This window comes from Streptomyces sp. NPDC047002, assembly GCF_040704505.1.
In the GTDB taxonomy this organism is placed as follows: Bacteria; Actinomycetota; Actinomycetes; order Streptomycetales; family Streptomycetaceae; genus Streptomyces.
Map to the genome: position 1 here is coordinate 1 of NZ_JBEYWC010000031.1, position 19740 is coordinate 19740.

19 protein-coding genes, 1 tRNA gene and 2 pseudogenes are annotated in these 19740 nt (G+C 72.3%); 14 read left to right on the forward strand and 8 right to left on the reverse strand.

Going from position 1 to position 19740, the window contains the following annotated elements; translation table 11 throughout:
* From AB0910_RS24530 to mscL, 4 genes and pseudogenes are all read left to right on the forward strand, one after another.
* A pseudogene (locus AB0910_RS24530) lies at window positions 1-83 on the forward strand (MarR family transcriptional regulator); the annotation flags it as partial.
* Window positions 84-90: 7 nt separating this feature from the next.
* Window positions 91-342: pseudogene (locus tag AB0910_RS24535) on the forward strand (5'-methylthioadenosine phosphorylase); the annotation flags it as partial.
* A gap of 367 nt (window positions 343-709) precedes the next feature.
* Entirely contained in the window at window positions 710-1315 is a 606-nt protein-coding gene (locus tag AB0910_RS24540; protein WP_366746791.1) for a hypothetical protein, read from the forward strand.
* 138 nt (window positions 1316-1453) lie between these two features.
* A complete protein-coding gene (gene mscL / locus AB0910_RS24545; protein ID WP_366746792.1) occupies window positions 1454-1951 on the forward strand; it encodes a large conductance mechanosensitive channel protein MscL in 498 nt (165 codons plus the stop codon).
* 22 nt (window positions 1952-1973) lie between these two features.
* On the opposite strand, the gene AB0910_RS24550 is transcribed toward mscL, so the two are convergent.
* Window positions 1974-2207 carry a hypothetical protein gene (locus tag AB0910_RS24550; protein WP_366746793.1) on the reverse strand — a complete coding sequence of 78 codons (234 nt, stop codon included), beginning with the start codon at window positions 2205-2207 and terminating at the stop codon, window positions 1974-1976.
* A 119-nt stretch (window positions 2208-2326) separates the two neighbouring features.
* Between AB0910_RS24550 and AB0910_RS24555 the strand changes: the two genes are divergently transcribed.
* The 3 genes from AB0910_RS24555 to AB0910_RS24565 all read left to right on the forward strand — a co-directional run bounded on the left by AB0910_RS24555 (window position 2327) and on the right by AB0910_RS24565 (window position 5557).
* A complete protein-coding gene (locus tag AB0910_RS24555) occupies window positions 2327-3565 on the forward strand; it encodes a low temperature requirement protein A (protein ID WP_366746794.1) in 1239 nt (412 codons plus the stop codon).
* An 86-nt stretch (window positions 3566-3651) separates the two neighbouring features.
* On the forward strand, window positions 3652-4680 hold the full coding sequence (locus tag AB0910_RS24560; RefSeq protein WP_366746857.1) for a P1 family peptidase: 1029 nt from the start codon (window positions 3652-3654) through the stop codon (window positions 4678-4680).
* A 124-nt stretch (window positions 4681-4804) separates the two neighbouring features.
* Entirely contained in the window at window positions 4805-5557 is a 753-nt protein-coding gene (locus AB0910_RS24565; RefSeq protein ID WP_366746795.1) for a DUF6227 family protein, read from the forward strand.
* A 160-nt stretch (window positions 5558-5717) separates the two neighbouring features.
* Here AB0910_RS24565 and AB0910_RS24570 read toward each other — a convergent pair whose 3' ends face one another.
* The gene (locus AB0910_RS24570; protein ID WP_366746796.1) at window positions 5718-6713 is read right to left on the reverse strand and encodes a sigma-70 family RNA polymerase sigma factor; all 996 of its coding nucleotides are present in this window, start codon (window positions 6711-6713) and stop codon (window positions 5718-5720) included.
* A 164-nt stretch (window positions 6714-6877) separates the two neighbouring features.
* On the opposite strand from AB0910_RS24570, the gene AB0910_RS24575 reads away from it, so the two are divergent.
* Window positions 6878-7417 (forward strand): N-acetyltransferase family protein, encoded by a 540-nt coding sequence (locus AB0910_RS24575; RefSeq protein WP_366746797.1) that lies wholly within the window; start codon window positions 6878-6880, stop codon window positions 7415-7417.
* A 108-nt stretch (window positions 7418-7525) separates the two neighbouring features.
* Here AB0910_RS24575 and AB0910_RS24580 read toward each other — a convergent pair whose 3' ends face one another.
* Complete coding sequence (locus AB0910_RS24580) at window positions 7526-8305, reverse strand: class III extradiol ring-cleavage dioxygenase (RefSeq protein ID WP_366746798.1); 780 nt, start codon at window positions 8303-8305, stop codon at window positions 7526-7528.
* Window positions 8306-8401: 96 nt separating this feature from the next.
* Here AB0910_RS24580 and AB0910_RS24585 point away from each other — a divergent pair, with 96 nt between their 5' ends.
* Window positions 8402-8917, forward strand: coding sequence for a MarR family transcriptional regulator (locus tag AB0910_RS24585; protein WP_366746799.1), 516 nt, complete (start codon window positions 8402-8404; stop codon window positions 8915-8917).
* Window positions 8918-9106: 189 nt separating this feature from the next.
* On the opposite strand, the gene AB0910_RS24590 is transcribed toward AB0910_RS24585, so the two are convergent.
* On the reverse strand, window positions 9107-10690 hold the full coding sequence (locus AB0910_RS24590; RefSeq protein WP_366746800.1) for an MFS transporter: 1584 nt from the start codon (window positions 10688-10690) through the stop codon (window positions 9107-9109).
* 377 nt (window positions 10691-11067) lie between these two features.
* On the reverse strand, window positions 11068-11733 hold the full coding sequence (locus tag AB0910_RS24595; RefSeq protein ID WP_366746801.1) for a helix-turn-helix domain-containing protein: 666 nt from the start codon (window positions 11731-11733) through the stop codon (window positions 11068-11070).
* A 406-nt stretch (window positions 11734-12139) separates the two neighbouring features.
* On the opposite strand from AB0910_RS24595, the gene AB0910_RS24600 reads away from it, so the two are divergent.
* Complete coding sequence (locus AB0910_RS24600) at window positions 12140-13375, forward strand: M6 family metalloprotease domain-containing protein (RefSeq protein WP_366746858.1); 1236 nt, start codon at window positions 12140-12142, stop codon at window positions 13373-13375.
* 90 nt (window positions 13376-13465) lie between these two features.
* Here the strand turns inward: AB0910_RS24600 and AB0910_RS24605 are convergent, their stop codons facing one another.
* The 3 genes from AB0910_RS24605 to AB0910_RS24615 form a co-directional block, all read right to left on the reverse strand.
* On the reverse strand, window positions 13466-14050 hold the full coding sequence (locus tag AB0910_RS24605; RefSeq protein ID WP_366746802.1) for an isochorismatase family cysteine hydrolase: 585 nt from the start codon (window positions 14048-14050) through the stop codon (window positions 13466-13468).
* Window positions 14026-15759, reverse strand: a complete 1734-nt coding sequence (locus AB0910_RS24610; protein ID WP_366746803.1) for an MFS transporter — start codon at window positions 15757-15759, stop codon at window positions 14026-14028. The genes AB0910_RS24605 and AB0910_RS24610 overlap by 25 nt, the downstream gene beginning before the upstream one ends.
* A 95-nt stretch (window positions 15760-15854) precedes the next feature.
* Entirely contained in the window at window positions 15855-16313 is a 459-nt protein-coding gene (locus tag AB0910_RS24615) for a MarR family transcriptional regulator (RefSeq protein WP_366746804.1), read from the reverse strand.
* A 97-nt stretch (window positions 16314-16410) separates the two neighbouring features.
* Here AB0910_RS24615 and AB0910_RS24620 point away from each other — a divergent pair, with 97 nt between their 5' ends.
* From AB0910_RS24620 to AB0910_RS24635, 4 genes are all read left to right on the forward strand, one after another.
* Window positions 16411-16971: a GNAT family N-acetyltransferase gene (locus tag AB0910_RS24620; protein WP_366746805.1), complete on the forward strand. Its 561-nt coding sequence runs from the start codon at window positions 16411-16413 to the stop codon at window positions 16969-16971.
* A 259-nt stretch (window positions 16972-17230) separates the two neighbouring features.
* Window positions 17231-18379 carry a glycoside hydrolase family 3 N-terminal domain-containing protein gene (locus tag AB0910_RS24625; protein ID WP_366746806.1) on the forward strand — a complete coding sequence of 383 codons (1149 nt, stop codon included), beginning with the start codon at window positions 17231-17233 and terminating at the stop codon, window positions 18377-18379.
* An 87-nt stretch (window positions 18380-18466) separates the two neighbouring features.
* Window positions 18467-18542: transfer RNA gene (locus AB0910_RS24630), tRNA-Arg, on the forward strand.
* 870 nt (window positions 18543-19412) lie between these two features.
* Window positions 19413-19616: a cold-shock protein gene (locus AB0910_RS24635; protein ID WP_366746807.1), complete on the forward strand. Its 204-nt coding sequence runs from the start codon at window positions 19413-19415 to the stop codon at window positions 19614-19616.
* The last annotated feature ends 124 nt before the right edge of the window (window positions 19617-19740 follow it).

The following is a 19740-nucleotide window of genomic DNA, read 5'->3' on the forward strand; positions in this document are numbered from 1 at the left end:
CGGCGCGCTCGCTCGCGTCCGTCGGGGAGACGCTGACGCTGCCCCAGTTCAGGATGCTGGTCGTGCTGTCGGGCAGGGGCCCGATGAACACCCGAGGCCGCACTCGCACGTGAACTCGGACTCTGCTACACCTCCATGACGCTCGTGACGGATCTTGACGCGGGGGCCGAGACGGGCGAGGGCGTCTCGCACGAGGAAGTGCTGAGGGTCTTCGCGGCGAATGTGGCGCGGCTGCGCGACGTCCTGTTCGACGCGGTGGGCGGACTGCAGGCGAACGAGACACGCGACTGCCTCTGCGCACACGCCCTCGACGGAATCGATCCCGGGATCAGCCTGCCCTGACCGCCCGGCGGCGAACCGTCACCGAACCGGCCCGGTGCACAACCACCCTTGCGGGTGAGCGAGTTGTCCACAGCCCGGGAGGTTGTCCACAGGCCGCGGCGGGATGCGGCGGGGCAGGGCAATGTGAGGGGCGACGACCGCGCCGAGGCGGTCGCGCACCCTCCACAGCAGGCGGTGGTCCGGCATGTCCCGCAGTGTTCCGTCCGATCCGACGCACGCGTCCGCCCCCGCGGGCCCGTCCGCTCTCTCCCTCCGGCTCCCTCCCTTCTCACCTGCCCCTCCCGTCACTTCTGCCCCTCCTGCCCCTCCTGTCTCTCCTTCTCCCGGTTCGCTGTGCGCCCGGCACCGGCCTCCGGGCGGGCCCTCGGTGCCCGAGCCGCGCGGTGTGCCCGCCTTCGACCCCGTGCGGGTGCGCGGACAGCGGGACCGCCTGCGCAGGGCGGTGCTCCGCAGGCAGCGCGTCATGGCGGCGGGCCTCGCGGTGGGAGCCGCCGCGCTCGCCGCGACCGGCGCCGGGACCACGGGCGCGGCCGGCCCCGCCTCCTCGCGCACGGGCGCGGACGCGCGTGCGGGCGCGGGCGGGCACGCGGGCGTGCGGGCGCACACGGACGGGCGTCAGGGCACACCGGACGGGACGGGGCCCGCGGCCGGCCCACCGGACGGCTCCGCGGAGCGGAGTGTGTCCGCGCCGGTGCGCATCGCCGACGCCGCGACCGTGCGGCTGCTGCGCCCCGGGGACAGGGTCGATGTGATCGCGGCCCCGGCCGCGGTGCCGGGCGCGCCGGGCATCGCTGACCGGCGGCCCGAGGCCAGGACCGTGGCCTCGGGCGTCCGGGTCGAAGAGATCCCCGAGGCGGGCCCCGACGACCCGGTCGAGGGCGGCGCGCTGCTGGTGCTCTCGGTGTCACGGCAGGTCGCGGCGGAGCTCGCCGCGGCCGCCCCGATGTCCCAGCTGGCGGTCACACTGTGCTGACACTGCGAGAGAAGCCCCTGGTCAAAGCAGCGTGTCGTCAATCTGGTGTGACGCCGGATTGGACAGCGAGGCCCTGCCCTGACGTAAGTTGCCAGGCAGAATGCCACCCCTTTGGCACGGGCGAAGAAAGGCTCTTTCGTGAGCAAGGAGAAGGAGAGCGTGATGGCGGGCTTCAAAGCCTTCCTGATGCGCGGGAACGTCATCGACCTCGCGGTCGCGGTCGTCATCGGCGCCGCGTTCACGAACATCGTGAACGCGGTCGTCAAGGGCGTCATCAACCCGGTGGTCGGCGCCTTCGGCACCCAGGACCTGGAGCAGTACCACTACTGCATCCAGTCGCCCTGCACGACGGACAAGGCCGGAGAGGCGACGCACGGCATCGAGCTCATGTGGGGGACGGTCCTCAGCTCCGCGCTGAACTTCCTCATCACGGCGGCCGTCGTCTACTTCCTGATGGTCCTGCCGATGTCGCGGTACCTCGCGCGGCGCGCCCGGCTCCTGGCCGCCAAGGAGGAGGTGCCGGTGGAGACGGTGGTGGAGGCCAGCGAGCTGGACGTGCTGAAGGAGATCCGCGACACGCTCGTCTCGCAGCGCGGCCCCGGCGGCAGCGAGACCGTCGTGCCGCAGCGGAAGTAGGCACGCCCCGCGGGCCGTCCCCTCAGATGTGGTGGGGCGGCTTCTCGTCGAGGAACCGTGCCAGGTCGGCCGCGCTGCCCGAGGCGGCGGAGGGGCGCTCGCCCCAGCCGTCGTCGGTGTCGTCCGCCGACCGCTGGTCCAGCGGGTCGTCGAAGACCAGGCGGGGCCGCGCGGCGGGCGGGGCCTCGGGCGCCGCTGCCGCGGGCGCTGTGGCTCGCCCGGCGTCGTCGGGCTCCGGCCCGGTGGCTGTGCTCATGCCCCAAGCCTACGGCGGCCGGCTCGGCGGCTGGAGGGGGCGGAAAGCGCGTCCTCGTCCTGGCCGGCCGCCGAGTCTGATGTGCTGGGCGCATGACGACGGCAGGCCCCGGAAAAAGGATGGCAGGTGTCGTGCGGCACATGACCGCACGCGCGCGGGACGAGGAGCACCGCGCCTCGACACCGCTGGAACTCTTCTTCGATCTTTGTTTCGTCGTCGCGGTGGCCCAGGCCGGCGCGCGACTGGTGCACTCCCTCGCGGAGGGGCACGCGGGCAGCGGCGTGATCGGCTATGTCTTCGTGTTCTGGGGCATCTGGTGGGCCTGGATGAACTTCACCTGGTTCGCCTCGGCCTACGACGTCGACGACGTGCCCTACCGTGTGGCGACGCTGGTGCAGATCTGCGGCGTCCTGATCTACGCCGCGGGCGTGCCGCAGGCCTTCTCGGAGAACGACTGGACGATCGCCGTCGTCGGCTATCTGGTGATGCGGCTGGCGCTGACCTGCCAGTGGCTGCGGGCCGCGGCATCCGAGGACCGCGGCAGCCCTGCGCGGCGCACCGCCGTGCGGTACGCGGTGGGGGTGGCGGTCTGCCAGGCGGCGTGGGTGGGGCTGCTGTGGGCGCCGGAGGAGACCCGCAGGTGGCTGTTCCTCGTGGTGGGCATCGCCGAGATGCTGGTGCCCTTGGTGGCGGAGCGCGACCAGGAGACACCGTGGCATCCGCACCACATCGAGGAGCGCTACGGGCTGTTCACGCTGATCGTGCTGGGCGAGACGATGTCCGCGGCCACGGTCGCGGTGCAGTCGGCGCTCGACGAGCACGAGGCGCTGGACCGGCTGCTGCCGATCGCGGGCGGCGGCATCCTGATCGTCTTCGCCGCCTGGTGGATCTACTTCGCGGCCCCGGTCCACCAGCGGCTGGCCGGCGACCGGGAGGCCATCCCCTGGGGGTACGGTCACCTTGCGATCTTCGGTTCAGCGGCGGCGATCGGGGCCGGTCTCGAAGTGGCCGTCGAGCAGGCGGTGGGCGAGGCGCACATCACGGCCCGGGCCGCGGGGGCGGCCGTCTGCGTGCCTGCGGGGGTCTTCCTGATCATGGTGTGGCTGCTGCACGCGCGGCACTTCAAGCGGGGCGCGGCGGAGCAACTGGTGCTGCCGGTCGCCTCGGTGGGGGTGGTGTGCTGCCTCTTCGCCGGTGCGTGGGCGGTGCCGGCGGCGGGTCTGGTGGCGGCCGCGGCGGTGGCGGTCGGTGTGGCGCTGGCCGCGCGGATCCCCGAGGACGGGCCGGGCGGCTCCGTGCGCGGCCTGCCGCCGACGGGCCCGGAGGGCGCCGCCGACGCCGGGGACGGCTCCCTGTGACGCGGAAGGCTCCCGGTAGTGAGCAGGGGTCGCCTGCACCCGGCGGCGCGGGGGCGCGTCCCGGCGCGCCGGGACGGGGCGGGGCGCTGACCGATGTGGCGGGGCTGCGGGTGGGCCATGCCCGGGTGGCGGGCGAGCGGGCGCTGACGGGGACGACGGTGGTGCTCGCGCCGGACGGCGGGGTGACGGCGGCGGTGGACGTCAGGGGCGGCGGCCCTGCGACCCGCGAGACGGACGCGCTCGACCCGCGCAATCTGGTCGAGCGGGTGGAGGCCGTGGTCCTGACGGGCGGCAGCGCGTACGGGCTGGACGCGGCGTCCGGGGTGGCGGCCTGGCTGGAGGAGCAGGGGCGCGGGGTGCGTCTCCCGGACCGTGGGCATGTGGTTCCGGTGGTGCCTGCCGCGGCCGTGTTCGACCTGGGGCGCGTCGGCGACTGGGGCGTCAGGCCCGGCGCGGAGACGGGCCGCGCGGCCGCCTTGGCGGCGGCCGCCTCGCCCCTCTTCGCGCCGGTCGCGGAGGGCTCGGTGGGCGCAGGGACGGGCGCGCTGGTCGGCCGGTTGAAGGGCGGCGTGGGGACGGCGAGCACGGTGCTGCGGGGCTCGGGCGCCACCGTCGCCGCGCTCGTCGTCGCCAACGCGGCGGGCTCGGCGGTGGATCCGCTCACCGGAGTGCTGTACGGGCGGTACTTCGAAGGGCGCACGGTCTCTCCGCCGCCGGAGGTCCATGCGGCGGCCGAGGCGCGACTGGCCGCGCTGGGCGAGGACTTGGGGCCCGCGCCGCTGAACACCACGCTCGTGGTGGTCGCCACGGACGCCGCCCTGAGCCGCGCCCAGGCGCAGAAGGCGGCGGGCACGGCGCACGACGGCATCGCACGCGCGGTGCGGCCGGTGCACCTGTTGAACGACGGGGACACCGTGTTCGCCCTGGCCACTGGTGATGTCCCGTTGGGCGACGGCCCGTTGGCGCTCAATCCGGTGCTGGCCGCGGCGGCGGACACGGTCACGCGGGCGATCGTGCGTGCGGTGCTCGCGGCGGAGGGGGTCAGCGGCCCCGGGGGTGTGTTCCCCTCGTACCTGGACCTGTACGGACCTGACAGCGCGCGGGATGTTCTGTGACAGGGAGGGAAGGAAAATTCTCCGAATGGCGCTGTCTTTACCAAAACTCTGGACGTGATCTCACCCCAAGGGGCTACCGTATGCGTTCACAAAGTGACACCTGGCGATGTCGGGGAGATCCCTCTTGAACGGTCCGCACGAGACGACCGAGACGCACATCCAGCGCCTTCTGGAACGCTCGCTCAACTCCTTCGCCCTGCCGGCCGCCCTGATCGGGCGCCTCGACTCCGCGCTGACGCATGCCAGTTCACTGTCCTCCGCACACCACAGCAAGGGACGGCACCGCGAGACGTACCGGCACACGTTCCTGCTCTCCGACGGCAGCGCGCTGACGCTGTGGGAGGTCGTGCACACGGCGGCGCGCGGGGACACGCCGCTGCACGAGCTGTTCGCGGCGGAGGCGGACGCCCGTGAGGCGTCCGCCCGCCTCTTAGGCGGCGAGGAGCCCCGTCCCGAGGCGGCCGAAGCGGAGGGCGACGGCTTCGGCCACGACATCCGGATCGCGCCGCCCGAGCTGCTCGCGGCCCAGCCGTCCGCGCTGCCCAGGCTCTATGTGAGCGACAACTCCCCCGACCACGCGCGCCGGGTGCTGCGCCGCGCGGAGAACGCGGACCGGCCGGGCGAGGAGACCGCGCGGCTCCTGCGCACGGCCTTCGCCCACCACATCGCCCAGGTCTTCGGGCACTGGTCGCACGCGGAGGAGGGCGGCAGCGGGTTCATGCTGTACGAGCACGCGTTCCTGCTGCTCGACGGCACCGAGACCAGCCTGTGGGAGGTCGAGCACACGGCCACGCCCGACGGGCGGCACATGTGCGAGGTCTACCTGGACGAGGGCGCGGCACGGTCCGCACTCGAACGCAGGTCGCGCGTCCGCTGACCCGTCGGCGCCGACACCCGAACCGGTCCGCGGGCGCCCACAGCCACGCCCGGGCAAGAAAGAGCCCCGGCGCCTGGGGGGGTTGGCACCGGGGCTCGTCTGTGGGCGGCGGAGAGACCGCCGTCTTCGTGAGTGACCTTACGGGTAATGGGCGCACGCGTCACGCCGCCGCGTCGAAGCCCGTGTCCCTCGCCATCTTCTTCAGTTCGAGGAGGGCGTGCTTCTCGATCTGCCGGATCCGCTCACGCGTGAGGCCGTGCTCCTTGCCGACCTCCGTCAGCGTGCGCTCCCGGCCGTCCTCGATGCCGTAGCGCATCTTGATGATGGACGCCGTGCGCTGGTCGAGCCTGCCGATCAGGTCCTCGAGCTCCTCGCTGCGCAGCAGCGTGAGGACCGACTGCTCGGGCGAGACCGCCGAGGTGTCCTCCAGCAGGTCGCCGAACTGGGTGTCGCCCTCGTCGTCCACGGACATGTTCAGGCTCACCGGGTCGCGGGCCCAGTCCAGCACGTCGTTGACCCGCTCGGGTGTGGAGTTGAGCTCGACCGCGATCTCCTCGGGCTCGGGGTCCCGGCCGTTCTCCCTGTTGAACTCGCGCTGCACGCGGCGGATCCTGCCCAGCTCCTCCACCAGGTGGACGGGGAGCCGGATCGTGCGCGACTGGTCCGCTATGGACCGGGTGATCGCCTGGCGGATCCACCAGGTCGCGTACGTGGAGAACTTGAAGCCCTTCGCGTAGTCGAACTTCTCGACCGCGCGCACCAGGCCCGCGTTGCCCTCCTGGATCAGGTCGAGCAGCGGCAGACCGCTGCGCGGGTAGCGCCGGGCCACGGCGACCACCAGGCGGAGGTTGGAACGGATGAAGACGTCCTTGGCGCGCTCGCCCTCGGCCACCAGCGCCTCCAGCTCCTCGCGGGACGCGCCACCTGCCTCGCTCGTGACCTCGCCGTCGAGGATCTGACGGGCGTAGACTCCTGCTTCGATGGTCTGGGACAGCTCGACCTCCCTTGCGGCGTCGAGCAGCGGGGTCCGCGCGATCTCGTCGAGGTACATGCCGACCAGGTCGCGGTCGGCGATCTCCCCGCCAGTTGCGCGAACACTGTTCGCCTCGGTCGTTCCGCGCGAGGCAGTGCGACGGGCGACGGCACGGGTTGCCATGCGAGCTCCCTTGCTGGACTGAGTAAGTCGCGACACCCGATCGGGTGCCCTGCTTCCGGTGGTAAGAACGCCTGGAAACCGGACAGAATTCCCATGCCGTCCGCGATTTTCGTGATCATGCAGTACCCTGTCCGGCCGACCTGGCCTCCCGAGGAGGGGGAACCATGGGCAGCTCAGCGACGGAAGTGCAGGTCAGGCCCGGCGCCGAGGCCGACATCGAGGCACTCACCGACATCTACAACCACTACGTCCTGGAGACGGCCGTCACATTCGACACCGCCCCGGCCACTCCACAGGAGCGCATCGGGTGGCTGCGCTCCCACCCGGTAGACGGCCCGCACCGCCTGTCGGTTGCTCGGGATGTCCCCTCTGCCCGCGTTCTCGGCTATGCGACGAGCAGCCCGTTCCGGGCCAGGCCCGCGTACGCGACCTCGGTCGAGGTGAGCGTCTACTGCGCGCCGCGGGCCCGCGGTCGCGGGGTGGGCACGCGGCTCTACGCCGCGCTCTTCGCGGCCCTCGGCGGCGAGGACCTCCACCGCGCGTACGCGGGGATCGCCCAGCCCAACGAGGCGTCCGTGCGGCTGCACGAGCAGTTCGGCTTCCGCCACGTCGGGACGTACGCGGAGATGGGGCGGAAGTTCGGCGCGTACTGGGACGTGGCCTGGTACGAGAAGCCGCTGCCGGAGGCGCGGCACGCGGGGTGAAGGCGGGGCCGCGGCCCCGGGCGCCCGCCCGGCCGGGCCCGGCGGCGTCCCGGCCAGGCGCCGGTGGCGTCCCGGTGGCGCTTCCCGCCGGGCGGGCGCCGCGGCGGCTCAGCCGTACTGGAGCGAGCGCTTGGCGAGGCCGAGCCAGAAGCCGTCGATCACGCTGCGGCCGGTGCCCAGCTCGTCCTCGGCGGCGCCCAGCGTGACGAACAGCGGGGCGAAGTGCTCCGTCCTCGGGTGCGCGAGCCGGCCCGCGGGCGCCTTGTGCTCGAAGTCGAGCAGCGCGTCGACGTCCTGGGCGAGCAGCGCCCGGTGGCCCCAGTCGTCGAACTCGACGGACCAGGACGGCAGCGCCCCCTCCTGCCGCAGCGCAGCGAGGTTGTGGGTGAAGAAGCCGCTGCCGACGATCAGCACACCCTCGTCGCGCAGCGGCGCGAGCCTGCGGCCGACCTCCAGCAGCCGCCGCGGGTCCAGGGTCGGCATCGACATCTGGAGCACCGGGATGTCGGCAGCGGGGAACATCTCCTTGAGCGGCACGTAGGCGCCGTGGTCGAGGCCGCGGCCCGGCTCGTCGTGCACGGGCATCCCGGCGCCGCGCAGCAGCCCGCGCACGGACTCGGCGAGGGCGGGGGCGCCGGGGGCCTCGTACCGCACCTGGTAGTAGCGCTCGGGGAAGCCCCAGAAGTCGTAGACGAGCGGGACGGTGGAGGTCGCGCTCAGTGCGAGCGGCGCCTCCTCCCAGTGTGCCGAGACGATGAGGATCGCCGTGGGGCGCGGCAGGTCGGCCGACCAGGCGGCGAGCTCGCCCGGCCACTGCGGGTCGTCGGCGAGCGGCGGTGCGCCGTGCGACAGGTAGAGGGCGGGCATGCGCTCGGCGGCTGCGGTCATGGAGACGACCTCCCACAAAAGATCTTGAACTCTAAAGTAATGGCATCAGGTTATCTGGATATCGTCAAACTTTCAAGGAAAGGTAGGATAAGGACCATGACAACGCCGCCGGTCCCCTGTCCCGACGAGGAGCCGCGCTGGCTGAGCGACGAGGAGCAGCGGGCCTGGCGTGCGTTCATGCACGCGACGATCCTCCTCGACGACCACCTGGACCGGCAGCTCCAGCGGGACGCCGGCATGCCGCACATCTACTACGCGCTGCTCGTCCACCTCTCCCACGCGCCGGGCCGGGCCCTGCGGATGACCGACCTCGCCCAGGGCGTGAAGATCACCAGGTCACGGCTCTCGCACGCCATCACCCGCCTGGAGGCGGACGGCTGGGTGCGCAGGGAGGAGTGCCCCTCCGACAAGCGGGGGCAGCTCGCCCGGCTCACGGAGAGCGGGGTGGCGAAGCTGCAGGAGGCGGCGCCCGGACATGTCGCGGCCGTACGGCAGGCCGTCTTCGACCGGCTCACCCCCGAGCAGACGACGCAGCTCGGCGAGATCATGCAGGCGGTGGCCACCGGGCTCGAACCGGAGGGCACCTGCGCGGACCTGCCGTGGCGCCGCTGAGCCGCCGCCACGGCGCCCACGCCTCCGCCCCGGCACCGCGAGCGCGGTACCGGGGCGGAGTCCTTGCGGCGGATGCCCTTCGGGGGTCTCGCTCCTCGGGGCTCGGGTCCCGCGGCCTCCCCGGCCTTGCGGCACGGCCGCGGGACCCCGGTGTCCCGGATGTCCCGGATGTCCCGGTTCCCTCGCGGGTCAGTGCATGGAGACCGGCAGCTGGACCTCGTCGTCGAGTTCCGCGGCCCCGTCCTCGGAGCTCTCGGAGGTGACCTTCGTGACGCCGGGGCGCCCCGCGTTGATCGCGGTCAGCGCGATCGCGGCGGCGACGGCCAGGATGGCGACGGCGACCCAGATGGCGGACGTGTACCCGTGCACCAGGCCCTGGGCCTGCACCAGCCGCGCACCCGCTCCACCGGCCGCCGCGGGCGCGTGGTGGGAGGCGAGGTAGGTGCCCGTGGCGGACGCCGCGATGGTGTTCAGCAGAGCCGTGCCGATCGCGCCGCCGACCTGCTGCGAGGTGTTGACCATCGCGGAGGCGACACCCGCGTCACGCGGCTCGATGCCGTGCGTCGCGAGGGACATGGCGGGCATGAACGCCGTACCCATGCCGAGGCCGAGCAGGATCATGCCGGGCAGGACGACCCCCGCGTACGAGGAGCCGACCTCCAGGCGGGTCAGCAGCAGCATGCCGACGGCGGCGACGACGAAGCCGGGGCCCATCAGCGCACGCGCCGGGACCCTGTTCATCAGCCGGGCGCCGATCTGCGTCGAGCCGGTGATCATGGAGGCGACCATGGGCAGGAACGCGAAGCCGGTCTTGAGGGCCGAGTACCCCTGGACGACCTGGAGGTAGTACGTCAGGAAGAGGAACAGGCCGAACATGCCGATGACCGCGAGGCCCAGCGAGGAGTAGACGCCGGCCCTGTTGCGGTCGGTGACCACGCGCAGCGGCAGCAGCGGCGCCTTGACCCGCGACTCGACGAACGCGAAGGCGGCGAGCAGGACGACCGTCGCGACGAACATCCCGAGCGTCACCGAGTCGGTCCAGCCGTTGGACTCGGCGCGGGTGAAGCCGTACACCAGCGAGACCAGGCCGAGGGTGGCGAGGATCACGCCGGGGATGTCGAGCGGGTTGCGGTTGCGGCCGCCCGCGGGCTCCCTGATCACCAGGAACGCGCCGAGCGCCGCGATGATCGCGAACGGGATGTTCACGAAGAAGGTCCAGCGCCAGTCGAGGTACTGGGTGAGGAAGCCGCCGAGCAGCAGGCCGACGGCGCCGCCGCCACCGGCGATCGCACCGAAGATGCCGAACGCCTTGGCGCGCTCCTTCGGGTCGGTGAAGGTCGTCGCGAGCAGCGAGAGCGCGGCGGGCGCGAGCAGCGCGCCGAAGACGCCCTGCGCGGCGCGCGAGCTGAGCAGCATCGCCTCGTTGACCGCGGCGCCGCCGACCGCGGAGGCCGCGGCGAAGCCGAACAGGCCCACGACGAAGGTGCGCTTGCGGCCCCACAGGTCGCCGACCCGGCCGCCGAACAGCAGCAGGCCGCCGAACGCCAGCGCGTAGGCCGTGATGACCCACTGCTTGTTGGCGTCGGATATGTGCAGGTCGGTCTGGGCGTGCGGGAGCGCGATGTTCACGATGGTCGCGTCGAGCACCACCATCAGCTGGGCGAGCGCGATGAAGACGAGCGCCTTCCAGCGGCCTGCGGCCGCGGCGTGCTCGGGAGCGGAAGCGGAGCTCGCGAGCCCGCTTTCCGGCCTTTTCGACAGTCTTCTTGACATGGAGGTATCCGCCTAAGGAGGTACGGAAGGACGGGAGCGTACGTAAGTCCTGGCGACGCTGCCGTGCTTACGAGATGGGTACGCCACCCCGGTCTGCGGGTGACGCGGTCTGCGGTGTCCGCCGCCCGGGGCGGACAGGGCCCCGGGGCGCTGCGGGCGTCCGTGCGCCGCCGCTGGCAGTGCGTGCGGTGCGCCGGTCCGCCCCGGCCCGGCGGGCGGGATCGGTTGCGGGTGGTTCGTCGGCGGGTCGTGGGACCCGGTGCGTGGAACGGGGTGTGCGGGCGGGCACGGCCCGGGCTGCGCGGCCGGTCATGCCCGCCTCTGCGGCGGGCCGTGTGCCCTCTTGGCGTGTGGCTGTGTGTCTGGGTCAGGGCGCGTCAGGGGGTGGCGCGGCGCAGATCCTCCAGAGTCGCTGACCTGCCCGGCAGAGCGGACCTGGCAGGGGCTTCGAGGCCGTCGAGGAAAAGCTGCAGGTGCCGGTGGGTGAACCGGTCCGTGTCCAGGCAGCCTGTCCCCGGCAGTGGGCGGGAGAGCTGGGCGAGCGCCACCATGAGGTCGCCGTGGCCCACGTCGGGGCGGAGCCTGCCGGCCCGCCGCGCGCGCTCCATCATCGCCTCGACCGTCTCCGTGAGGCGGAGGCGCTCCGTGTCCAGATCCGCCCGGTGCGGCCCGAAGCCGTCGGACAGCAGGGCACACAGCGCGCCGATCCGCTCGTCCACCGCGTCGTGCGCGAAGCGGCACAGCGCGGCGAACGCGTCGGATTCCTCTGCGCCCGCCCGCTCGGCCGACTCGGCCGCCCGGGACATGACGCTCCGCGCGACCTCGACGAGGAGCGCGGACCTCTCGGGGAAGTGCCGGTACAGCGTGGCGTTGCCGATGCCGGCCCGGCGGGCGATGTCGTCGAGCGGGGCCTCCGGCCCGTGCTCCACGAAGATCTCACGGGCGGCCGAGACGATCCGCTCCCTGTTGCGCAGGGCGTCGGCGCGCGGCCGCGTGGAGCGGTGCGCCTCGGCCTCCGTGCCGGGTCGGGTGGCGGTCTTCATGTCGGCCTTCCGTCTGCGCCCCGGGTGTGCCGGGGCCGCGATCGCTCGCTGTGATCTCTCCGTCTGTTCTGCGTAAACGGGGATCGGCTCCCCGCTTGCCGCGGACACAGGTGCAAACGGGGATGCGGTCCCCAGTTATTTCCTGTCCACTTTGTGATCTGGGTCACATGTTCGCCGAATCCCTGTTTGTCCGGAAAACCTCCGATCGGCGCACCCAGCGAGCGGCGACACGCCGAGGGACGGAGGGTGATCGGACAGAGAGCAGTCAGGACGGCCGGCTGCCGCGGACCCGGAGGGCGACCGCATGCAGGAAAGGCGCCGGATACGCAGCTCGCACATATCCAGCGGGGCCGGCCCCCGCGGGCGCCGCGGCGCCCACCGCCGCAGCCGCCGCCACCGCGTCGGGATGCTCGCGGGCTGCACCGCGCTCGCCCTCGCCGCCCTGACCACGGCGAGCGGCTCGCCCATCGTCACCCGCGCCACGGCGGGCCCCGGCTCGGCGCAGAACGACGCGGTGCTCGGCCCCTGCCGCATCAGCTCGAAGCCGGGCGCCGCGGTCCAGATGTCCGAGGGCCTGCCGACCAACACCGGCTACGCGCACTCGACCGGCGTCCTGCACGCACTCAACCTGATGGTCGACTTCCCCGACGCGCAGGGCCCCGGCTCGGCGATGTCCCGCTTCCACGAGTTCTTCCCGCAGACCGCGCGGTGGTTCAGGACCGGCTCGTACGGCCGGCTCGACTACCGGCCGCAGACTCCGATACGCCACTGGCTGCGCATGCCGAAGACGTTCCGCGCCTACGGCATCAACCGCGGCTCCCCCTACGAGCCCGGCTACCACCGGCTGGTCGCCGACATCGTGAAGGCCGCGGACCCGAAGGTGGACTTCAGCCGCTACGACATCGTCAACATCCTGGTGACGCCGAACGCCGGGCCCTCGGCGCTCGACACCGTGCTCTCGGTGACGTTCTCCGGCAACAAGGACGCGCCCCACGCGGACGGGGTGCCGCTGTCGAACATGTCGTTCGTCTACAGCCGCCAGGACGACGGCTCCGGCTCGTACGGGAGCACCGGCTACCGGGTGCTGCCCCACGAGAACGGCCACACCTTCGGCCTGCCCGACCTCTACACCGCGCAGGGCGGCGGCTCGGTCGGCCACTGGGACATCATGTCCGAGGACTGGGGGGCCGACAACGACCTGCTGGGCTGGCACAAGTGGAAGCTCGGGTGGCTCGACGACGAGCAGGTCAGCTGCGCGGCGTCGAGCGGCACCCTGGAGCGGCGGCTCGAACCGCTGGAGACCCGCGGCGGACGCAAGATGATCTTCGTGCCGCTCTCCGGGCAGTCCGGGTACGCCATCGAGGTGCGCACCCGCACGGGCAACGACGACGCGGTGTGCCGCCCCGGCGTGCTGATCTACCGCGTCGACGCGTCCGTCGACACCGGCGAGGGCCCGGTCTCGATCTCCGACGCCACCAGGAACAGCGGCGGCTGCACCCGCCTCCCCAACGTCCAGGCCGAGCTCTCCGACGCCACCTACCAGCCCGGCCAGACCTTCACCGACCGGGCCGACGGCCTCACCGTCTCGGTCCTCTCGAAGGAGGCGGACGGCGGGTACGCGGTACGAGTGACGCGGTCCTGAGGGGGCGCGGTCCTGAGGCGGGGGCGGTCGCGTACGGGCGGGCGTACGCGGCCGCCCCGGGGACCGGAGCCTGCGGGCCCGGCTCCCCGCCTATGCGGACGCGGACAGTCCGGCCGCCCACTCCTCGATCCTTACGACCTCCGCCTGGCGCGGAAAGACCTTGCCGGTCAGCACGCGGTGCACCTCGGGGTCGCCGTCGAGGCAGCCGTCCTCAAGGACCGTCAGGTGGAAGTCCAGGTCGGCGGCCTGGCGGAGCGTCGAGAGCACCACACCGCTGGTGGCGATGCCTGCCAGCACCAGCGAGTCGACGCCCTGCGCCCGCAGCACCATGTCGAGGTCGCTGCCCGCGAAGGCGCTCACCCGCTTCTTGGTGACGACGATCTCGCCGCCGAGCGGCGCGACGTCGGGGTGGATCGCGGCGCCGGGGTCGCCGGGGGCGAACCCGCCGGTCGTGCCCGCGGCGGCCGCGCCCGCGATGCCGCCGAAGGTCGTGTTGCGCGGGCTGATCTCGGGGTGTCCCGCCCGGAAGCCGACCACGACGTGGATCACCGGGACCCCCGCCGCGCGCGCCGCGTCGACGGCGCCGCGCAGCCGCGGGAGGTATCCGGGGTCGTCGGCGAACCGGCCGACGATGTCCTGCTGCACGTCCATCACGAGGAGCGCGCTTTTCGCCATTGCGGCTTTCCTTTCTCGTCCTTCTCAGAGGTGGGCTGCCCGTCCGCGCGCTGGTGGCGGCCGCGCAGCGCGGAGGCGACCGCGGAGACGAGCGCCATGCCCGCGGCCACGGTGAACACGATCACGAGGCCGTGGTGGAACGGCCCCGAGACCAGCTGCGGGAAGAAGCTGTGCCCGGTCAGGGTGCGCCGCTGGGCGCCGGTCAGCCGGTCGAGCGCACCGCTCGGGCCGAGCAGGTGCTGGATCGGATTGTTGCCGAGGAACGTCGCGAACAGCGTGCTGACCGGCGGCAGCGAGGCGACCTGGTGAGCCGTCGCGGCGGGCACGCCCTGGCCCTGGAGGCCGGAGCTGAGCGTCGCGGGAAGCTTGGCCGCGAGCCCCGAGACCATCAGCGAGAAGAACACGCCGATGGACAGTGCCGTACCGGAGTTCTGGAAGGTGGAGCGCATGCCGGAGGCCACGCCCCGGTACTCCGGCGCCACGCTGCCCATGATCGACGACGTGTTGGGCGAGGAGAACATGCCCTGGCCGAGCCCGTTGAGCAGCAGCAACAGGGCGAACAGGTAGTAGTTGAAGTTCACCGGCAGCAGGAGCAGGCCGAGGAAGGAGGCCGCGACCACGAGCAGCCCCGTCGTGGAGAACAGCCGCGCGCCGAACCGGTCCGACATATAGCCGGAGACCGGCCCCGCTACCAGGAAGCCGCAGGTCAGCGGAAGCATGAAGATCCCGGCCCAGAGGGGCGTCGCCTCGAAGTCGTAGCCGCGCAGCGGCAGCCAGATGCCCTGGAGCCAGATGATCAGCATGAACTGGAGGCCGCCGCGCGCGATCGAGGTCAGCAGCGCGGCGAGATTGCCCGCGGCGAAGGCCCGCACCGTGAACAGCGAGAGCCGGAACATCGGCTCCTTCACCCGCGTCTCGATCAGGCAGAACACCGCGAGCAGGAACACCCCGCCGAACAGCCCGGCGAGCACCATCGGATTCCCCCAGCCCGTGGCGCTGCCGCCGTACGGCTGGATCCCGTACGTGATCCCGGCGAGCAGGATGCCGGCGCCCCCGGCGAACGTGAGGTTGCCCCACCAGTCGATGCGCCCGCGCCGCCCCGACGCGGTCTCCCGCAGGGAGAGGTACGACCAGATGCTGCCGGCCACGCTGATCGGGACGCTCACCCAGAACACGGCCCGCCAGTCGACGACGGCGAGCAGGCCGCCGGCGAGGAGCCCGAGGAACTGCCCGGCGAGCGCGGTGATCTGGTTGATGCCGAGCGCCATGCCGCGCTGCCGCGCGGGGAACGCGTCGGTGAGGATGGCGGCCGAGTTCGCGGTCAGCATGGAGCCGCCGAAGGCCTGGACGACCCGCCACAGGATCAGCCAGAGCGCGCCTCCGCCGCCGGTGAGCGGGTCGAGGGAGAGCGCGATCGAGGCACAGGCGAAGATCATGAACCCGAGGTTGTAGATCTTGACCCGGCCGAACATGTCCCCGAGCCGCCCGAGGACGACGACGAGGACCGCGGAGACCAGCAGGTAGCCCAGGATCATCCACAGCAGGTAGCCGATGTTGCCCGGCGCGAGCGGGTCGAGCCCGATGCCCCGGAAGATCGCCGGCAGTGAGATGATCACGATGGAGGCGTCCATCGTCGCGATCAGCACGCCGAGCGTGGTGTTGGACAGGGCGATCCACTGGTAGTTCGCGGGCATGGGGGTCTTCGCCATGCGCTCGGCCCGGGTGGGCCGGTCGCGGCGGGGGGTGTTCGGCGTACCGCCCGGGGTTGTCGGGATGTCCGGGGAGTCCGGGGAGTCCGGGCCGGTCACAGCCGTTCCGCCAGCCGGTCGAGCAGCGGCAGCACGGCGACGAGCATCCCGCGCTCCTCGGGCGTGAACTCCTTGTCCAGCACGTCGGTCATCCGCTGCACCGACTCCGACCGCCGGTCCATCAGCACCTTCCGCCCCTCTTCCGTGACGCTCATGACGGACCGCCGTCCGTCCGCGGCGTCCTGGTCGCGCCGTACCAGACCGCGCTCCTCAAGCAGCGCGAGCGTCGAGGCCATCGCCTGCGGCCGTACGCGCTCCAGCTCGGCGAGCGAGCCGGGCGAGTCGGCGCCGTCCCTGCTCAGCCTCGCCAGCACGGACGCGCCCGACAGCGTCACGTCGCCGACGGCGTGCGTCTGCCGCAGCCGCCTGGTGATCCGCGCGACGGCGAGGCGCAGCGCGGCCCCCGCCTGTGCGACATCGTCCTCGCCCGCCGCCTCGGGCTTCCCCTCATCCATATTTAGTAACAATAGACTTATCAATCCGTCGTAACTACTGGCTCCACCTGTGAAAACACCCCGCCCCTGCCAGGCCCCGGCGGCTAGGGTCCGGCGGATGGATCTGTCCCTGACCCTCCCCCTCACCACCGACCGCCTCCGACTGCGCCCCTTCGCACCGGAGGACGTCGACGCCCTGCACGCGTACCACCGCCTTCCCGAGGTGGCACGCCACCTCTACCGCCCGCCGCGCACCCGCGAGCGGTGCGCGGAGGTCGTCGCCGACGCCGCCACCCTCCCCACCTGGGAGAACGACGGCGACACGCTCCTCGTCGCCATCGAAAGGACCGCCGTCCCCGGCGTGATCGGCGACACCGTCCTGCGGTGCGCGAGCGCGCACGCGCGGCAGACGGAGATCGGCTGGACGCTCCACCCCGCGCACGGCGGCCGCGGATACGCCACAGAGGCCGCGGCCGCGCTCGCGGCGCTCGCCTTCGACACCCTGCGCACCCACCGCCTCTTCGCGCGCCTCGACGTGGAGAACACCGCATCGGCCCGCCTCTGCGCACGGCTCGGCATGCGCCGCGAGGCCCACCTCGTCGAGAACGATCTGGACGGCGAGCGCTGGGGCAGCGAGTACGTCTACGCGGCGCTGGCCCACGAGCTCCGGCGCGCCTGAAGCTCCCGGGCCGCCAGGAGCGCCACGCCCGACCGGCCGACGAGCCCGCCGCCCCCACCCCGTGTCACCATGCGTGAACAAGCCACGACCACACGTCAGGAGAAAAAAACTTTCACGACCCTTGTGACCTTCTGAAGAAATCCTTCACCCTGGCCTGGCGCCATGCTCCGTGGCCGCGCCCCGTCCCGGCCTCGCCTCGTCCCGGCCTCGCTCCGTCCCTGCCTCGCTCAGTCCCCACCGGCGAAAGAGGAACCCCACCATGGACACCCCGCACAGCCGCACCCCCGCAAGCCGCCGCACCGTCCTCACCGCTGCGGGTGCCGCCGTCGCCTCCCTGGCGCTCGGCACGTCCGCGGCGTCCGCCATGACCCGCCGCCGCCCGCTGCCCGACCTGCTCTCGCAGCTCACCCCCGCGCAGCGGGTGGGCCAGCGGATCGTCTACTCGTACCCGGGCCTCACCCCGCCGGACAGCCTGCTCAGCGCGATCAGCGCGGGCGAGGCGGCCGGGGTGATCTTCTTCGGCGAGAACATCTCCGACGCGGACCAGATCGCCTCCGCCGTCTCCCGGTTGAAGGAGGCGAACGAGAGCAGCCCGGTGAAGGCCCCCCTCCTCCTGATGACCGACCAGGAGGGCGGCCAGGTGCGCCGCCTGCCCGGCGCGCCCGAACTGTCCGAGAAGCAGGTGGGCGAGGCGTCGGACCCCGAGGCCGCGGCGCAGGACGCGGGTACGGGCGCGGGCCGCAACCTCGCGGGCGTGGGGATGAACGTCAACCTCTCCCCCGTACTCGACGTCTACCGCGAGCCCGGCGACTTCGCCGACGCCCACCAGCGTTCGTACGGGACCGACCCCGACGAGGTCGGCACGCTCGGCGGCGCGTTCGTCACGGCGCAGCAGGACACGGGCGTCGCCGCGACCGCCAAGCACTTCCCCGGCCTCGGCGCGGCCACCGCCGAGGAGAACACCGACCTCGGGCCCGTGACCCTCCGTCAGTCGCTCGACGAGCTGCGGGACGTGGACGAGGCGCCGTACCGCGCGGCCCTCGACGCCCACGTCAAGCTGGTCATGCTGTCCTGGGCGGTCTACCCGGCCCTCGACGCGGCGCACCCCGCGGGCCTCTCCTCGAAGATCATCCAGCAGGAGCTGCGCGGCCGCCTCGGCTTCACCGGCGTCACGATCACGGACGCGCTGGAGGCGAAGGCCCTGAGCAGCTCCTACACCACCGAGCGCAGGGCGGTCCTGGCGGCGGGCGCGGGCATGGACCTCCTCCTCTGCTCGGCCAGGGACGTCTCCCAGGGCCGCGCCGCCGCCTCCGGCCTCACCGCCGCCCTCGCCGACGGCACCCTCCCCGGCGCCCCCTTCGACACCGCGGCCAAACGAGTGGCCGCCCTCCGCGCAGCCCTGACATGACCCCCACCCCGGGGGTGCATGAGCCCTGGGCCGGGCGCCGCGCCCCGCGCCGTTCCCCCGGCTCCGGATCCGCTACCCTGTAGCTGCGCCTTCGTAGCTCAGGGGATAGAGCACCGCTCTCCTAAAGCGGGTGTCGCAGGTTCGAATCCTGCCGGGGGCACCAGCGCAAAAGGCCCCGGACCGATCTCGGTCCGGGGCCTTTTGCGTGCGCGGACGGAGAGTTGATCTCCTGAATCGCTCCTCAAGGATCAGCACCGTCCGGGGTCTCCTCGCCCACCTCAGTCGTCCACTGCTGTCTCTTCGGCCAGTGCAGCCACCAGTCGCACGACGCGTCCCCGGTCCCGCGGGATCGGCCCGACGACCTTGCGCGCCTGAACCGCCGGCTCCCGTACATCGAAAAGCGCAAGGTCCTCCTCGGCAGACACGCCTGCCTGCGCCCGGCGGGTGGCCTTTCTGCGGGACCGCGCGGCTGGACGCATGGTGACGTTCAGTTTCAAATTTCGGTTGCGATGGTCGGGTGGCCGTGCAGCGCGGCCTCGGTGATCACACGAGGGGGGAGGCGTCTTCCACGGTGGAGGGGACCAGGAGCAGGTGGTGGCTTCGGTACAGGGGCCCCATGTCGTACATGCGGGGCACGTACGTCACGTTCGGGCGGGCGGGTCGTCGCTGCCGGCGCGCACAGCGGGCGGCGCGGGGCAGCGGCGGCGGCCACGCCGCGCGCGCGGCCTCGGGAACGCTGCGCTCCGGCCTCGTCAATATCTGCTCCCGCCGGGTGAGAATTGAACTCGGCCCACGGGCAGATTTATTGGCGCGGCAACCGGAGTGGAATTACGGAACAGACGCGGGCCGTTGCGGCGTGCTACTGTCATTTCAGTTGCAGTTGTGGTTCCCGAAACTTCAGGTGCGTTCCGGTCGGCTCCGTGCCATCGGGAGCATTTTCTGTCATTCCGGCTTCTCCGGACGGGGTGATCATCGCGGCGACACGGCGTTCGTACAGTGCGGACGGCGATGCACTGCCTCGAAGGAGAATGACATGGCTACCGGTACCGTGAAGTGGTTCAACTCGGAAAAGGGTTTCGGCTTCATCGAGCAGGACGGTGGCGGCGCTGACGTGTTCGCCCACTACTCGAACATCGCCGCCCAGGGCTTCCGCGAGCTGGTCGAAGGCCAGAAGGTGAGCTTTGACATCGGCCAGGGCCAGAAGGGCCCGACGGCCGAGAACATCGTTCCCGCCTGACGCGACTGACGCGTACTCACAGCTGGGGCCCGCATCCTTCGGGGTGCGGGCCCTTGTTGCTTTCCCTCCCGGGGACAGTACCCACCGGTGAGGCCGGGCGCATCCCGGAAATCCGTGGGCGCCG